This is a genomic window from Chryseobacterium sp. DT-167 (assembly GCF_058310155.1).
In genome coordinates this window covers 43,570-59,561 of the sequence record NZ_JBZEEQ010000004.1, presented here as the reverse complement: position 1 = coordinate 59,561, position 15,992 = coordinate 43,570, and the positions used below count along the sequence as shown (strand labels likewise).

At 34.5% G+C, this 15,992-nt stretch carries 14 protein-coding genes; 8 read left to right on the top strand and 6 right to left on the bottom strand.

Annotation, left to right across the window (positions count from 1 at the left end; translation table 11 throughout):
- Positions 1–17: 17 nt before the first annotated feature.
- From AC4FQ5_RS07105 to AC4FQ5_RS07090, 4 genes are all read left to right on the top strand, one after another.
- Complete coding sequence (locus AC4FQ5_RS07105; protein ID WP_491141962.1) at positions 18–374, top strand: hypothetical protein; 357 nt, start codon at positions 18–20, stop codon at positions 372–374.
- Positions 375–659: 285 nt separating this feature from the next.
- On the top strand, positions 660–3,044 hold the full coding sequence (locus tag AC4FQ5_RS07100; RefSeq protein ID WP_491141960.1) for a TonB-dependent receptor: 2,385 nt from the start codon (positions 660–662) through the stop codon (positions 3,042–3,044).
- Between the two features lie 53 nt (positions 3,045–3,097).
- Positions 3,098–3,670, top strand: coding sequence for a hypothetical protein (locus AC4FQ5_RS07095; protein WP_491141959.1), 573 nt, complete (start codon positions 3,098–3,100; stop codon positions 3,668–3,670).
- A 142-nt stretch (positions 3,671–3,812) separates the two neighbouring features.
- The gene (locus tag AC4FQ5_RS07090) at positions 3,813–5,147 is read left to right on the top strand and encodes a trigger factor (RefSeq protein ID WP_491141958.1); all 1,335 of its coding nucleotides are present in this window, start codon (positions 3,813–3,815) and stop codon (positions 5,145–5,147) included.
- Between the two features lie 95 nt (positions 5,148–5,242).
- Here AC4FQ5_RS07090 and AC4FQ5_RS07085 read toward each other — a convergent pair whose 3' ends face one another.
- From AC4FQ5_RS07085 to AC4FQ5_RS07060, 6 genes are all read right to left on the bottom strand, one after another.
- Positions 5,243–6,979, bottom strand: coding sequence for an OstA-like protein (locus AC4FQ5_RS07085; protein WP_491141956.1), 1,737 nt, complete (start codon positions 6,977–6,979; stop codon positions 5,243–5,245).
- Positions 6,980–6,983: 4 nt separating this feature from the next.
- Positions 6,984–7,457: a Fur family transcriptional regulator gene (locus tag AC4FQ5_RS07080; protein ID WP_047444463.1), complete on the bottom strand. Its 474-nt coding sequence runs from the start codon at positions 7,455–7,457 to the stop codon at positions 6,984–6,986.
- A 76-nt stretch (positions 7,458–7,533) separates the two neighbouring features.
- Positions 7,534–9,528 (bottom strand): KUP/HAK/KT family potassium transporter, encoded by a 1,995-nt coding sequence (locus AC4FQ5_RS07075; RefSeq protein WP_491141954.1) that lies wholly within the window; start codon positions 9,526–9,528, stop codon positions 7,534–7,536.
- 109 nt (positions 9,529–9,637) lie between these two features.
- Entirely contained in the window at positions 9,638–10,621 is a 984-nt protein-coding gene (locus AC4FQ5_RS07070) for a pyruvate dehydrogenase complex E1 component subunit beta (RefSeq protein ID WP_491141952.1), read from the bottom strand.
- A 109-nt stretch (positions 10,622–10,730) separates the two neighbouring features.
- Positions 10,731–11,147, bottom strand: coding sequence for a DUF2147 domain-containing protein (locus AC4FQ5_RS07065; RefSeq protein ID WP_491141950.1), 417 nt, complete (start codon positions 11,145–11,147; stop codon positions 10,731–10,733).
- 148 nt (positions 11,148–11,295) lie between these two features.
- Positions 11,296–13,224, bottom strand: coding sequence for an LTA synthase family protein (locus AC4FQ5_RS07060; protein WP_491141948.1), 1,929 nt, complete (start codon positions 13,222–13,224; stop codon positions 11,296–11,298).
- Positions 13,225–13,384: 160 nt separating this feature from the next.
- Between AC4FQ5_RS07060 and AC4FQ5_RS07055 the strand changes: the two genes are divergently transcribed.
- The 4 genes from AC4FQ5_RS07055 to AC4FQ5_RS07040 are packed head-to-tail and all read left to right on the top strand — an operon-like array spanning position 13,385 to position 15,984.
- The gene (locus tag AC4FQ5_RS07055; RefSeq protein ID WP_491141946.1) at positions 13,385–14,128 is read left to right on the top strand and encodes a CDP-alcohol phosphatidyltransferase family protein; all 744 of its coding nucleotides are present in this window, start codon (positions 13,385–13,387) and stop codon (positions 14,126–14,128) included.
- Between the two features lie 60 nt (positions 14,129–14,188).
- On the top strand, positions 14,189–14,953 hold the full coding sequence (locus AC4FQ5_RS07050; RefSeq protein WP_491141944.1) for an exonuclease domain-containing protein: 765 nt from the start codon (positions 14,189–14,191) through the stop codon (positions 14,951–14,953).
- Positions 14,954–14,957: 4 nt separating this feature from the next.
- Entirely contained in the window at positions 14,958–15,359 is a 402-nt protein-coding gene (locus AC4FQ5_RS07045) for a putative signal transducing protein (RefSeq protein WP_491141942.1), read from the top strand.
- 19 nt (positions 15,360–15,378) lie between these two features.
- Entirely contained in the window at positions 15,379–15,984 is a 606-nt protein-coding gene (locus AC4FQ5_RS07040) for a fumarylacetoacetate hydrolase family protein (protein WP_491141940.1), read from the top strand.
- Positions 15,985–15,992 lie beyond the last annotated feature (8 nt).

Below are 15,992 nucleotides of genomic sequence, written 5' to 3'. Positions count from 1 at the left end.
ATTCTTATTTTTGCTAAATGATTTTCAAAGAAAGCAGAAATCTGAAAAGTTTCGTTTCCAAACTTCTGTTTGGAATCTACTTTTTTGCATTGTTTTCTTCAAGTTTTCACAGTCATGATTCATCCGATGTTTTTATAGGTTTTAATCTTAAAAAAACAGAAAACACGATTTCAAAAAATCTAACCAAAGAAAAAGCCGGCGACTGTTTGGCTTGTCATTTTTTGGCTACAGGAAATACTTTAATTCCTGATGAGTATAGCTTTGTTTTCGAAAGCTATACACACGACGCAGAACAAATCATTGCTGTTCAGGAAAGAATCTGGTCACAAACCAAATTCACTTTTCAACTTCGGGGACCTCCCTCAATTTCTTAATCTCTAAATTCTTTTTTGTTTTTTATTTATTTTACTCAATTTTTATGTAAAATGATCAGAGTCTTTGTCATTCCGTAGGAATCTCAATGTCTTTAATATGATACTTAGATTGTTTCAGAACGATAAGCGTAATGAAAGATTCAGCATTTTGATCTCTTCTTAAAAATTGAAATTTTAAGGTAGAAATAACAAAACAATCCAATTCAAATTTTTAACGAAATGTATTTTTAAGTAATCATTCAGGAAAATGAGTTTCTTAAAACATACGCAGTCTATTTATTTACAATGAAACTGATATATAGTTTATTGCTGATCCTCTGCGGATTGGTGTTTACAAACGCACAGAAAACTTTCACTGTTCAGGGGACGGTTCAGGATTTTCACGATAAAACCATGCTGGAAAATGCAGTGGTTACTTTGGGAAATTTTACAGCCAAAACAGATAAAGGCGGAAATTTTTCGTTCAATAGAATTCCTTCCGGGAATTATACGCTCATTGCAAAGCATCCTGATTGTAATGATTATACTGAAAATGTAGGAGTTACACACGATGTTCACTTGTCAATCACGCTAGAACATCACGTTCAGGATATTGAAACTGTGACCATTCACGGAAATCATAAAAGCAATGGTTCTTTAATCGTAAAAACACTCGACAAGGCTGAAATTGAAAGAAATTCTACGGATAATCTGGGAAATTTATTATCAAAAATTTCAGGAGTTTCCACCTTGAAGACCGGAAATAATATTTCAAAACCTATCATTCATGGACTTTACGGAAGCAGAATTTCTATTTTAAATAACGGAGTGAAACTTGCCGAGCAGGAATGGGGAGTTGAACATGCGCCAAATGTTGATATCAATAATTTTCAACATATTGATGTCATTAAAGGAGCTTCAGCATTAAAATACGGAAGTGATGCAATAGGTGGAGTTGTTGTGATGGAACCTGAAATTTTCCCTAAAAAAGATACGATCAAAGGTTCAATTGGGCTTTCCGGAATTTCCAACGGAAGAGGTTTGGCTCTTGATGCAGATGTCGCCAAAATCTGGAAAAACGGATGGGCTGTGAAATCCGGCGGAAGCATCAAAAAATTGGGAGATCAAAACGCTCCTGATTATAACCTGAAAAATACGGGAATGGATTTTTCTTCTTTCAATTTTACGGTTCAGAATAATACCTATGAAAAAGGAATTTCATTTGATTATTATTTAACAAACCAGAATATCGGGATTCTGAGAGATTCTCACGTTTCTACAACAGGTGATTATGACAGAGCGATGACTGCAGATATTCCTGTTTATTCGGGAAACTTCAGTTATGATATTGACAATCCGAGACAGGTGATCGAGCATCATATTGCAAAAGTTTCGGCTTTTAAAAGATTTTCAACGATCGGAAAACTTTCTGCAACGTACAGTTATCAGTACAATCACAGACAGGAATATGACATCAGAAGAGGTGAGTTGAAAGATACTCCTTCTCTGGATTTGGAATTGATGACGCATCAGTTTAATCTTAATGATTTCTTGGAAAGAGAAAAATGGTTTCTGGAAACAGGACTTGATGGTAGTTTTCAAAACAATTATTCAGATCCTGCGACAAAAGCGAGACGTTTGATTCCTAATTATGACAAATATTCTGCGGGCGCATATTCGGTTTTTAAATATAAGATTTCTAATCATTTTAATGTTGAAGCCGGAGCAAGATATGATTTCACTCGTTACGATGTCACCAAATGGTATGACAAAAGCGATTGGGAATCGAGATATGCAGATGTTTTTCCTGAGTTTTATGTGAAAACGGATCAAAACAGAATCTTGACGCGTCCTCAATTGAATTATAACAATGTTTCTTTCAATGCAGGTCTGGAATATCATCCAAGTTCAGTATTTGATCTGAAATTTAATTATGCAAAAGTGGGAAGGTCTCCGAATGTTGCAGAATTATTCTCAGACGGATTACATCATTCTGCAGGAATTATTGAAACCGGAGATATGGGATTGAAAAATGAACAAGGTCATCAGTTTAATCTTACAGTAGATTCAAAATTCAATGTTTTGAGAGGATTGAATATTTCTGTAAATCCTTATTTTTTCATCACTAAAAATTTCATCAATGAAGTTCCGGTCGGTATTAGAGGAACGATCAGAGGTGTTTTTCCGGAATGGGCGTATCAGCAGATTGATGCAAAAATGTATGGGCTTGATCTGGATGTCAATTTTAAAATTACAGATGATCTTACCTACGTTGGAAAGGGTAGTTATGTTTACGGGCAGGACGAAACCAACAACGAACCATTAATTCTAATGATGCCTCCGAATTTCTCTAATGCATTGCAGTTCAAAAAAGAAAAATGGAATAATTTCTATTTTACAGTTGAAAACCAAACATTTTTAAAGCAAACCCGATTCCCGATCAGAAATGCTGACTTAGAAATTTATGAAAACGGCGAACTGGTCAATAAAACAATTGATTTCAGCACTCCGCCCAACGGATATTCGCTTTGGAATATTCAAACGGGAATCAATATCAGCAAAAATCTTTCTGCAGGTGTTATTGTAAATAATCTCTTCAACACTTCGTACAGGGATTACCTTAATCGTTTGAGATTCTTTGCGGATGAGGCAGGAAGAAACTTTATTCTAAACTTTAGATATAGATTCTAAAGATTTCAAAAAAAATTATTTAATCAAAATTTTACAATCTTAAATTTATCAAAATGAACAAATTATTCAATACTAAAAATATCATCAAATTATTAGCTGTTTTATTCATCACAATTACGTTTGTTTCTTGTCAGAGAGACGGCTCGGCAGAAGAAGATGACCTTCCGCAGGAAGAACTCACCAATATCATCTTATTGGTGAAAGAAGATGCTCCGGGAGCTGCTGTAATAGAATATAACTACAGCATTGGTGCAGGAGGAATACCTACCATTCCCCTTACAAATGGGAAATCCTACACGGTTGAAGCAAAATTCAGAAACGGAAATGAAGATGCAACAGGTGAAATCATTGATGCCAAAGATGAGCATTTTCTTATTTTCGATTTCCCGAAATCTACCATCAATATCACAAGATTAGATGGAAACGATCTGAGAAATGATGGGAAAAGAGTAGGGCTGAGAACAAAATGGGAAGTTGTAAATGTGGTAAATTCTCAAGCTCCATTTTTAAAATTAGACCTGATCCATGCTCCTCAAAGTGTAAACGATGCAATGTCCGGAACAGCTTGGGGAAGCTTAGTAGGAGGAGAGACTGATGCGGAAGCAACATTTAATCTCACGAATTAATAAAAGTCTTCAGATTGAAATAAAAACCACTGAATTTTTCGGTGGTTTTTTTATTTAACAATATTTGGCTTTATAAGTTGACTTTAATTGGTAAGTTTTCATAAAATTTTCATATTTTTGCAACCTAAAATTTTAATCAATAATGAAGGTTACCGCAAAAAACCATGATGATGTAAGTGCATTGCTTACAGTAACATTGGAGAAATCTGACTACAAAGAAAAAGTAGAAAAGCAATTGATTAATTATGCTAAAAACGCACAGGTTCCTGGTTTCAGAAAAGGAAAAGTGCCTTTAAGTATGGTTAGAAAGCAATATGAAGCAGGCATTGCATTCGAAGAGATCAACAAGCAAGTTTCTGATGCTTTAAATAACTATATCAACGAAAACAAATTAAGATTAGTTGGTCAACCCGTACCTCAACCTGTAAATGATTTCAATCATAACGCAGAGAAGCTGGAAGTTGCTTTCGAAGTAGGTTACGAACCGGAATTTACTATAGATTTAGCTAAATATGAAGCTCCTCATTATAAAGTAGAAGCTTCTGAAAAGGAAATCAACAAAAGCATCGAAAACATGCAGAAACGTTTTGCTGAGCAGGTTCCGCAAGACAAGATCACTAAAGATTCTTATATCAATTTAGAAATCTCTCAGGTAGTAGAAGAAGATGCAGAAGGTGAGCACCACCATCATCCGAAAAATGCGACCATTACTGCTGAAAACAAAGATGCTTTCAAGTTGGTAAAAGGTCTTAAAATGGATGAGTCTGTAAAAGTTTCTAAAGAAACTTTAGCTGCTGACGAAAACTTGGCTAAAGAATTAGGATTCACTAAAGAAGAAGCTGAGCATTTGCACCACGCTGAAGTGGGAGTGAAAGTAAAAGATTTCTACAGCTTAAATCTTGCAGAGCTTAACCAGGATCTATTCGATAAAGTATATGGTGAAGGAAATATCAAAACTGAAGAAGAGCTTAAAGATAAAGTGAAATCTGAGTTGGATGAATACTTCCAGCAAAATGCTGATGTACATTTCGTAAACAAAGTTTTGGAGCAGGTTTCTGAAAAAGAAGAAGTAAAACTTCCTGAATCTTTCCTTACAAAGTGGTTGGTATTCTCTAATCAGAATATCCAGACTGAAGAGCAGGCTAAAGAAATTCTTGAAAACGAAAAAACTCAGTTAAAATATCAGATCATCGAAGGTAAATTGATGAGCGACAACAATATTCAGTTAGATTATGCTGACGTTTTGGCTCAGGCTGAGCAGTTGGTAAGAAACCAATTGGCAATCTACGGAATTCACCATTTAGGAGACGAAGAAATTCAGAAATATGCTGTTGAAATGTTGAAAGACCAGGAGCAGGTAAGACAAATCTCTTCTGAAGTTGCTATGGCAAAATTGAAAGATGTAATTCTTGAAAAAGCCACTAAAAAAGAAACAGCAATCTCTCACGACGAGTTTTTAGAAGAACTTAAAAAGTAATCAGCTTTTTATATAAATTAAAACCCACCAAGTTAATTGGTGGGTTTTGTTATTTGGTAATAAACAAACAAGTTTAAAAGTATTCTTTCACTCTTTTATTTTCTAACTCTTTTCGGCTTTTTAGCTTCTTCTTCGGCTTTTTGTTTATCTATGATTTCTTGAGCTCGATTGAATAGTGTATCTGAAGATTCGTATTTGATCTCTTCATAGTTTGGAGTATCCACCAAAATATCCTGCCATTTTCTTATACGGTCTTTGGTATTCCAGTTAAAATCGGGAAACTTCTTCTTATCAGGACCTATTTTACTCATCGGATAAGTAGAAGCCAGAGCGCCGATACTGCAGGAAATAATCTGCAGCTCCTGTTGCTCAAACAGTGCACCAATGATTCCGCAAGATGAAAGGGTGATTCCGATTCTTTCGTTCTGCTTGGTTTTTTCGTTATAATCATCATCATAAGTAATTGCCTGAGCATTTCCGATTACTTTGATCTCTTTAATGTTTTTACCTTCGTAATAAACTGCCATGAGCTTACCTTTTACCTGATTAAACTCATCTTTCATATTCAGAGAATCTGCTTTGCTTATGGCAAAACCATTTCCGATTACTTTAATAGAATCTATATTTTCAGTTTGGGTATTTGAATATACTTCAACTTTATCGCCCGTTACCTGCTTTTCTCCGCTCCATAAAATCGGATCTTTATACATGTGCATCACTCCGTCGGTTTCGTTAAAAGCAATAGAATCTGCTCTTCCCTGCGCATTAGATTTATAAATTCTTGCTTTTTTGAAAGCTCTCAAATAACTTTTTTTAATGTTGGCTGAATCTGGTTTTTGATAAGAAAGTATTTTTTCCGCAGCAAAATAAACTGAATCTTTTTCAAGAATTTTTACTGCATACGGACCTTTGGTCATCATCGCAGAATCTTTCTTTTCAAAAATTTCTCCATAGCCGCCTTTCAGATATCTTTTTTCCAGAGGATCATCCAGAGTTACATTTCCTGTTGCTGTCCCAAAACCCGTCAGTTGATTAAAATAGAGAGCATCCCCGGTAAGGATTTTGTCGTTATAATAAATTCTCGAATTTTTATTGAGAAAAGATTCTTTTGTGTTCAGGTTATGCGTTCCTTTTTCTGTAAAGATTCTGTTTTTAGGATTTTTTCTATTGGTAATCGTGGTAGGCCCATTGATGTCAACGATGTTGGTATTCTGATTCTGCACCACATTGATCCCGTCTAAAATATAATCTTTGTCTTCAATTCTTACATTGTCTGTTAAATTGATGGTACGGTTTGCCAGATTATAGGTGGCGGATTTTGAGTAAGTGGTACTTTTACCGTCATTGATGGTTCCTCCTGTGTTATAATACGCAAGGTTTGAACCTCTGTCATAATACATGATTTCGGTTTTTATTACAGTACCTTTAGGATCATTCAGAACTACATTTTTTCTGGCAACGCCTTTTTGGGTGTTCCCGTCATATTCCATTTCAGAAGCGGTAATTACAGAGCCGTCCGGATTCTGAAGCCTTGTATTTCCAATTGCTTTTACAAAGTTTTCTTCATCATACATGACCACCAAATCTGCGGTGAGAATAGAGCCTTGATGTTCTATTTTTACATTGCCGACAAGATATCTGTTTCCGTCATATTTGGTGTCTTTTTTAATTTCATCAGCGTTGATCATCTTCACTTTATTATTAAGATTCGATTTAGGGGGCTGATTTTTTACGGGGTTCTGCAAAAACGGATCTCTCTGCACAGGTTTAGATTTATCCTGAGCAAAAGTGAAGGTGGAAAATAAAATAAACAGAAAAAGAAATATCTTCATTTGATTAATCATTCTTTGTGCCGTAAAAATACAGCGAATGAGAATCGATTTTCACGCCAAAAGCTTCTTCAATAGCTTCCTTAATTCCCTGAATTCTAGGGTCGCAAAACTCAATAATTTCTTCAATCTCTTTGTCTGAACCTTTTTTGTAAATCACAAGGTGATCATGCTGCTTATCAAAATATGACTTCTCATAAGACGATGAAGTCAGCGTTTTTTCACCAAACTGATGCTTACGGATCAACCCTGCATCCAGGAAAATTTCTATCGTATTGTATATTGTTGCTTTAGAAACATGATATTTCTTCTGCATCATCAAAAGATACAGGTCATCAACATTGAAGTGATGATCCATATTATAGATTTCCTCTAAAATAGTGTAGCGTTCAGGTGTATTTCGAAAGCCCTTTTCTAAAAGGTAATTTCTTAAAACATCTTTTATTAAAGTAATATTTTTTTCTTTTTGTAAAGTATCCATCAAAAAATTTATACTACAAATTTATCGATTTTTATTTAAATAAATATACCACTTCAGAGAGTATACACCTGATATTCTAAAAATTATGACGGGTATAGTTGGATTGTTCGATCTTGTTTGCAGAAATTGTTTCTTCCGTCAATGGCGCTGATTCCACTTCTACGTTATGCATCGTAACTCCCCATGCTTTAAAATCGTCACTTCCGATATACTTTACAAAGTTGTATAAACTTAGGGTGATTTTCTGTTTTACTGTTAAAAGAATATCGTTGATATAGGTGTTATCAATAATTACATACTTCAAATCGGGCGGAATATTGTGTGCTCTTAAAGATGGATGGCTGCTTCTTGATGGGATGGTACCTTCTGCCATGAGATCTTTGAGAACCATATTAAAATAATCATTGATTCTTCTGTCTATCTTAAATCCTAAAAGGAAATTAACCTTATAGATTGTTCCCGGCAAAATCTCGTCCACAGTATATTTGAAAGTATAAGGGTCCTCCTGATTGATAATGCTTAAAATGAAATAATGATCTGCTCTCTTGGGCTGTTTTTTTATAATCGAATAAATTATTTTTGCCTCTACTTCATCGTTGTATTTGGCTCTGCTCAGATAAGCCAGATTGGTACAGTATTTCGGAATCGTCTCATCCAGTTTCATATCTTTAATAACAGAAACGTATTTATTGATTTTAACGAAATTAATGAATTTAGCCTTGATTAATCTTCCGTTAATCCAAGAGTACATACAGATTCCAATAAATCCGGCTAATATAACGGTAATCCAACCTCCTTCGAAAAACTTGATAATGTTTGCACTGAAAAATCCTAATTCGATAGACATATAAGTCAGCGCAAAAATCAAAATGAAGAATTTATTCACCCTCTTCTTCAAAAGCCAGAATACCAGTAATACGGTGGTCATGAGCATTGTAACGGTAATTGAAAGACCATATGCTGCTTCCATTTTTCCGGATTCTCTGAAATGCAGAACAACAATAATACACAGGATCAAAAGTCCCCAATTAATTCTGGGAATATACATTTGTCCTTTTACACCTGAAGGATAATTGATCTTTTGATTTGGCCATAGATTGAGAGACATGGCTTCTGAAAAAATTGTAAATGAACCCGTAATCAATGCCTGACTTGCAATAATCGCCGCAGCTGTTGCAAGAATAACTCCCGGCAAGATCATCCAGCTTTCCATGATTCCAAAAAAAGGATTTATTGTTACCAGCCCTTCTTTACCATAATTACTGAGAAGCCATGAACCTTGTCCTAAATAGTTTAAAATCAACATTATCTTGACAAAAGCCCAGCTTACTCTGATGTTCTTTGCACCACAATGTCCCAAATCTGAATATAATGCTTCAGCTCCGGTGGTACAAAGGAAAACAGCTCCTAAAATAACAATGGCACTTGGTGAATCTACAATCAGTTTATAGGCATAATAAGGATTAAAAGATCTTAAGATTTCAAAATTTTCGCTTAGATGAGAAATACCCAGTCCTCCCAGAATAAGAAACCATATTACCATGATGGGTCCAAAGAATTTTCCAATGAAGCTCGTTCCAAACTGTTGAACAACAAATATTACGATCAATATGGCAATTGTAATAGGAACGACCGGTGTATGGGGGTTGTAAATCTCAAGTCCTTCTATGGCAGACATTACAGTAAGTGACGGCGTAATGACACCATCCGCAATCAACGCTGCAGCTCCAATGATTGCAATCAGGTAAAGCCAGCGTTTCTTTAAGTTTTTTACTAAAGAAAACAGAGCTAAAATTCCTCCCTCTCCTTTATTGTCGGCTCTTAAGGCAATGATGACATATTTCAATGTTGTCTGCAAGGTCAATGTCCAAATGATGCAAGACAGTGCACCTTCAATATATTCATTAAAAGGCATACTGTTTTCAGTTCCTCTTGCATTCACAATTGCTTTCATAACGTAAAGCGGTGATGTACCGATATCACCGAAAACAATTCCGAGTGATACAAGAACTCCTACGAATGAAAGTTTTTTAAGATCTATATGATGACCTCCTTCTGTAACTTCTGCCATGTCAGCTGATTATTTTTTTGAATGCGCAAATGTATAGTAAATTTATGATCCTGAGATCAAATATTGATACATTGTATAAATGAAAAAACTTCCTTTCGGAAGTTTTTCTCTATGATTTAATGTACATTGCTTTTTTGATCTCCTCTTTTACTTTCTCTAGTTTTGGGAACCAGTCTGCAAATAATGCTGCCGAATAAGGTGCGGGAGCATCAGGAGTCGTAATTCTCTTAATTGGAGCATCCAAATAATCAAATGCTTTTTGCTGAACCATGTACGTAATCTCTGAAGATACAGAACCAAATGGCCACGCTTCTTCTAAAATTACCAATCTGTTTGTCTTCTTTACCGAAGTAAGAATTGTATCAAAATCTAAAGGGCGAACGGTTCTCAGATCGATCACTTCAACAGAAATACCTTCTTTAGCCATATCTTCAGCTGCCTGAATTGCCAATTTCATGATTTTTCCGAAAGAAACCAAAGTTACATCTGTACCTTCTCTCTTTACTTCAGCTTTTCCTATTGGCAAGTAATATTCTTCTTCAGGAATTTCCATTTTGTCTCCGTACATCTGTTCAGACTCCATGAAAATGACAGGATCATTATCCTGAATTGCAGTTTTTAATAATCCTTTCGCATCGTAAGGGTTTGAAGGAACTACTACTTTAAGACCAGGTACATTGGCAAACCAGTTTTCAAAAGCCTGAGAGTGTGTTGCTCCCAACTGACCTGCAGAAGCTGTAGGACCACGGAAAACAATCGGGCAGTTCCACTGACCACCACTCATCTGACGGATCTTTGCTGCATTGTTGATGATCTGATCGATCCCTACAAGAGCAAAGTTGAATGTCATATATTCTACAATAGGTCTGTTACCATTCATTGCAGCACCCACAGCAATCCCGGTAAAACCAAGCTCAGCGATAGGTGTATCGATTACACGTTTAGCACCAAACTCATCCAACATTCCTTTTGAAGCTTTATATGCACCATTGTATTCTGCAACTTCTTCTCCCATTAGAAAAATGGATTCGTCTTTACGCATTTCCTCGCTCATTGCCTGCGCAATCACTTCACGAAAAGTATATTCTGCCATATTTATTTGAAAAATTTAGAGTACAAAAATAGTAATTATTTATTATTTACATAACAAAAAAGACAACTCATTGCCGAGTTGTCTTATATTTAATATTATTTTAAAGTGATTAGTTCACTTTGTGCCAAGTCTGGGTTTTCATTGTAATTCCCATTACAAGAGCTTTTACTTTAAGGGTATTGTCTTCTCTTACGATTTCTGTCTTGTAACTTTTACCATCTTTCGGGTTGGTAATGGTTCCGCCACCAAATTCGTTACCATCTTTTGACAGCCCTCTGATTATTTCTAAACCAATTAATGGCTTATTTTTACGGTCATCCTTACATTTTACACAGTTATTATTTTCTGGTTTTATCAAAAGTTGTACAATTTTGCCGTAATATTTACCATCACTTTTTTTAAACACTTCAACAATAGATTTAGGTTTTCCTGTTTCATCATCAATTGTTTTCCATTTTCCCTCGATTTGCGCAAATGACATAACGCTGAATAAAGAAAGTGCGACTGTAGCGAATAATTTTTTCATATTATAATAAGTTTAATTTTATGTATAGATTGCTTAAATGTTGATTAGTTAAAAATAGAAATAAATTTTAAACATACAACAATTTTTATTATCCTTTGCATATATAACAATGGAGAGAGCTTTTTTTAAAATTAAACAGCGGTTAAAATTAATTCAGCTTTCTATTCATCACTCTATTCATATAATCCTGATACCATGCTTTGGCAATCAGTTTCCCTTTTTCTGTCTCAGAAGATTTTAATTTTTCATTCAGATTATTTTCAAATCCCAAATCGTTTTTATTATAAATGCCGGTTATCTCTTTGCCGTCAAAACGATAAATGTAATTTCCGATAATAAATTGCTCAGAAGTTCCATCAGAATTTACAATCAGTGAGGGATATTTTTTTTCACTCAGCAAACTTCTTCCCCAGCTTCTGATTTTCTTATTGTATCCGATCAGATCTGCCAAAGTGGGATAAATATCAATCTGCTGTGCAACTTCATTATTGATTCCTTTTAAATTAAATTTCGGATTTGGCGAATAGAAAATCAACGGAACTGCAAATCGGTTCATTGCTTTTTCATATTCCGGATAATAAATCTGGTTGGGATGATCGCCTGTGAAAACAAAAATCGTATTGTTGTACCACGGCTGCTTTTTTGCCGTTTCAAAATATTTTTTGATTGAATAATCGGTGTACTGCATCGGCTCATGCATTTCAACATTGCCTTTTTTAAAATTTCCTTTGTATTTTTCAGGAATTTTAAAAGGATGATGAGATGAAGCGGTGAAAACGGTTGCCATAAAAGGTTTTGTTTTCCCTGTATTTTTAGCAAAATATTGGAGGAATGGCTCGTCCCAGATTGCCCACATTCCGTCAAAATCTTCATTGTGGTTGTATTCGTCTTTTCCGAAATAATGCTTAAAACCAAGAATGTTTCCAAAACCTAAAAATCCCATAGAACCATTGGGAGCACCGTGATAGAATGACGTATCATAACCCAACTCATTGCAGACTGAGACAATCGACTGTATTTTCTGATTAGAATAAGGTGAACTCGTAAAAGCATCTGTCAAACTCGGAATTCCCGCCAAAATACTGCTCATCCCGTGGATCGACTGTCTGCCGTTGGCAAAAGTATTCGGGAAAATCAGGCTTTCTTTTGCCAGACTGTCGATAAAAGGTGTGTAAGAAACATAATCTTTAATATTTTTATCCTTATTAAAAGCTCCGGAATATTCCCTCCCGAAAGATTCTACGATAAAAATCACCACATTGGGTTTGTCATTTACTTGTCTGTCGTAGATTTTATAAGGATAAATGTTTTCGTCTATAAATTTCTCATCAACAAAATGCACTTCTTTAAAATTATTGCTTCCCAAGGTTCTGAAAAACGAAAAAGTACTGTTAAGAACTACGTTTCCCTGAAGCGGTGTTTTTACGAATTTATTGGCATCAACTAAATTTATTGGTCTTGTACTATGCTTGAAATCTCCGCGAATTCCGCCAATAATCAAAACTGCAGAAAGACAAATCATCAATATTGAAAGAATAAAATAAGGAATCAGTTTTACAGGTTTAGTTTCCCGAATTTTGAATCTTTTATAAAGGAAAACCCATACAGCCATCAGTGCAATATACCAGAGAATCACAAACGGATGTTCTTTTGTAGAAACAGTGAAAACTTTTAAAATATTTGATTCATGTTTTGCCACCTGAAAAGCAGCAGAAGTAAGTCTTGTCTGAGAAAATTTATAGTAGATAAAATCTCCGAAATTCATCGAATAAGCGATCCCGTTGGTGATAAAATAGAGCCAGAAAAGAATTTTTTGATAAATCTTTCGGGTATTTATAACGACAGGAATCAGACTTAAAAGGATAAATAACGAATTGACATACAAAATTGCTGTCATATCAAACGCAATCCCGTGATAGGCAAGGCTGAAATAATCTGCAACGCTGTCAATTTTTATTAAATCTTTATTGAAAAACCAAAATAAGAATCTGGCAAACTGGTAAAAAACAAAGACTAAAAAAATCCTGTAACCTAACGCCAGGACCTCTTGTCTTCTAAATTCTTTAAAAAATGTCATTGATATATAATGTTTTTAAAGGTCAAAATGTGACTGTATAGTATGATATAAAATTGTAAAGGTGATTTTGCGCTGCAAATTTACGTTAAATTCATAGTATTGTAATTTTTAGTTCATATTAATTAAGGTTAAAATTTTTAAAAAATGTAATTTTGCCTTTATGAATTTCATTAAAAATAATCTGGCAAACGCCATCACACTCGGAAATTTATTTTCCGGTTGCGTGGGAGCCGTTCATCTGATTTTAGGCGATTATCAAACGACTGCAGTCTGTATTATTCTTTCTTTAATTTTAGATTTTTTTGACGGATTTGTGGCAAGAGCTTTGAAAGCCAATTCCAATTTGGGAACTCAGCTTGATTCTTTGGCAGATATGGTAAGTTTCGGATTGATTCCCGGTTTGGCAATGTTTAAAATGCTTGAACCTTTCGGAAATGATTTTTTCGGTATGCATCTTCCTTTTGAGATTAAATATTTTGGTTTTTTCATTACATTATTTTCTTGTTTAAGACTGGCGATATTTAACTTAGATGAAGATCAGAAATATTATTTTAAAGGTTTGAATACGCCTTCTAATACTATTTTAATTTTTGGGATTTACTATGTTCTTCAAACTGGAATATTTTCTACAGTTGATAATCAATTCGGTTCATCTTATATCATAACAAACATTGGATTATTACCTGCAATTATTTTAACAATTCTTAGTTCTTGGCTCTTAATTTCACCAATTAAAATGATCGCCATGAAATTCAAATCAATGAAGTTGCAGGATAATTATCCGAAAGTAGCTTTGTTGATTGGTGCAATTCTTATTTTGATTATATTTAAAACAGTCGGAATTCCTTTGGTGATTCTCTATTATATTTTAATTTCTTTAATCTTTCAGAAACAACTAAAGTAGAGAACTGGAAGTTTTTTCCATTTTCAAATTAACACATTCTCAAATTTTCAAATTAATAAAATGAACATAAAACTATATAAACCGCTTTGTATATTTGATCTTGAAACCACAGGAACCAATGTGGGAAAAGACAGAATCGTTGAAATCTGTATTTTGAAAGTAAATCCAGATTCTTCGAGAGAAAGCAAAACCTGGAAAGTAAATCCTGAAATGCCAATTCCGTTGGAATCGAGCGAGATTCATGGGATTTATGATGAAGATGTAAAGGATGCTCCAACTTTCAAAGAAATTGCATCTAAAGTTGTTGAAATGATTTCTGGCGCAGATTTGGGTGGTTTTAATTCTAACCGATTTGATGTTCCATTATTGGCGGAAGAATTGCTTCGTGCAGATTTCGATTTTGATCTGAGTAAGTTCAAATTAGTCGATGCACAAACGATTTACCATAAAAAAGAACCAAGAAATTTGGGTGCAGCTTATCAGTTTTATTGCGGTAAAACTTTAGAAAATGCACATTCGGCGGAAGCTGATGTTTTGGCAACTTTTGAGGTTCTGGATGCTCAGGTTGGAAAATATGATGATATTCCGAAAGATATTAATGCTTTAAGTGAATTCAGTTTTCATAATAAGAATGCAGACTTGGCAGGATTTATCGGGTTTAATGATAAAAACATCGAGGTTTTCAACTTCGGAAAATACAAAGGACAGGGCGTAAAAGATGTTTTCAAAAAAGACCTTGGCTATTACGGATGGTTACAGAATGCTGATTTCCCGTTGTACACGAAGAAAGTCTTCACAAAAATTCAGTTAGCAAGTAAATTTTAAAAAAATGAGTGATTTAGTTAAGTTCAAATTTTACGAAACAGCTCTCGAAGCCAACAGAGATAAACAGATCTTAGCTGAAAACGATATTCAGAGCTTTATAGCCAACGAGCAGACCATTCAGTCAGATTGGTTGTTATCGCAGGCTTTAGGAGGAATCCAGTTACAGGTTTTTGAAGATGATTTTGAGAATGCCGAAAAGATTCTGACCGATTATCATGAGAACAACAAATTTTCTTTGGAAGTGGAGCACACCGTTGCAGATCCGAAGTTTGATTTTGTATGCCCTAAATGTGGCTCCAACCATATTTACAGAGACGACAGCTCAACGAGTTTCTTTGGAATTTCTTTGATTTCGAGCCATAAGTTTGTGTGTTATTATTGTGAGAATGAATTTACACATGAATAAAATAAAAAAATAAAAGTTTATGAAAATAATCTGCATAGGAAGAAATTACAGCGAGCATGCAAAGGAACTGGGAAATGAAATTCCAGATAAGCCTGTAATTTTTATGAAACCTGATACGGCGGTTTTGAAAGGAAATGATTTTTACATTCCTGAATTTTCTGCTGATGTACATTACGAATTAGAAGTTGTCGTTAAAATTTCTAAAGGTGGAAAATATATTCAGAAAGAAACAGCTAGCAAGCATTACGATGAAATTGGTTTAGGAATCGATTTTACGGCAAGAGATCTTCAGAATGATTTGAAATCTAAAGGTTTACCGTGGGAACTGGCAAAGGGTTTTGACGGCTCTGCCGTAGTTGGAAATTTCTCTAAAAAAGAAAATTATGATCTTGAAAACCTTCAATTTTCACTTCTTAAAAACAAAGAAAAAGTACAGCACGGAAACACAAAAGATATGATGTTTAAAATTGACGATATTATTGCTTTTGTTTCACAATACTTTACATTGAGAGTTGGAGATCTTATTTTCACAGGAACTCCTGAAGGTGTGGGAAAGGTCTCTGAAAATGATATTCTGGAAGCCTACCTTGAAGAAGAAAAAGCTTTAGACATCAGAATATTATAAGTTTTTAA

Excerpts from the sequence above, each read along its gene's own strand:
- AC4FQ5_RS07085 (WP_491141956.1), bottom strand. The coding sequence starts at position 6,979 with ATGAAGATATTTCTTTTTCTGTTTATTTTATTTTCCACCTTCACTTTT.
- AC4FQ5_RS07105 (WP_491141962.1), top strand. The coding sequence starts at position 18 with ATGATTTTCAAAGAAAGCAGAAATCTGAAAAGTTTCGTTTCCAAACTT.
- AC4FQ5_RS07045 (WP_491141942.1), top strand. The coding sequence starts at position 14,958 with ATGAGTGATTTAGTTAAGTTCAAATTTTACGAAACAGCTCTCGAAGCC.
- AC4FQ5_RS07100 (WP_491141960.1), top strand. The coding sequence starts at position 660 with ATGAAACTGATATATAGTTTATTGCTGATCCTCTGCGGATTGGTGTTT.
- AC4FQ5_RS07090 (WP_491141958.1), top strand. The coding sequence starts at position 3,813 with ATGAAGGTTACCGCAAAAAACCATGATGATGTAAGTGCATTGCTTACA.
- AC4FQ5_RS07050 (WP_491141944.1), top strand. The coding sequence starts at position 14,189 with ATGAACATAAAACTATATAAACCGCTTTGTATATTTGATCTTGAAACC.
- AC4FQ5_RS07055 (WP_491141946.1), top strand. The coding sequence starts at position 13,385 with ATGAATTTCATTAAAAATAATCTGGCAAACGCCATCACACTCGGAAAT.
- AC4FQ5_RS07095 (WP_491141959.1), top strand. The coding sequence starts at position 3,098 with ATGAACAAATTATTCAATACTAAAAATATCATCAAATTATTAGCTGTT.
- AC4FQ5_RS07040 (WP_491141940.1), top strand. The coding sequence starts at position 15,379 with ATGAAAATAATCTGCATAGGAAGAAATTACAGCGAGCATGCAAAGGAA.
- AC4FQ5_RS07080 (WP_047444463.1), bottom strand. The coding sequence starts at position 7,457 with ATGGATACTTTACAAAAAGAAAAAAATATTACTTTAATAAAAGATGTT.
- AC4FQ5_RS07075 (WP_491141954.1), bottom strand. The coding sequence starts at position 9,528 with ATGGCAGAAGTTACAGAAGGAGGTCATCATATAGATCTTAAAAAACTT.
- AC4FQ5_RS07070 (WP_491141952.1), bottom strand. The coding sequence starts at position 10,621 with ATGGCAGAATATACTTTTCGTGAAGTGATTGCGCAGGCAATGAGCGAG.
- AC4FQ5_RS07060 (WP_491141948.1), bottom strand. The coding sequence starts at position 13,224 with ATGACATTTTTTAAAGAATTTAGAAGACAAGAGGTCCTGGCGTTAGGT.
- AC4FQ5_RS07065 (WP_491141950.1), bottom strand. The coding sequence starts at position 11,147 with ATGAAAAAATTATTCGCTACAGTCGCACTTTCTTTATTCAGCGTTATG.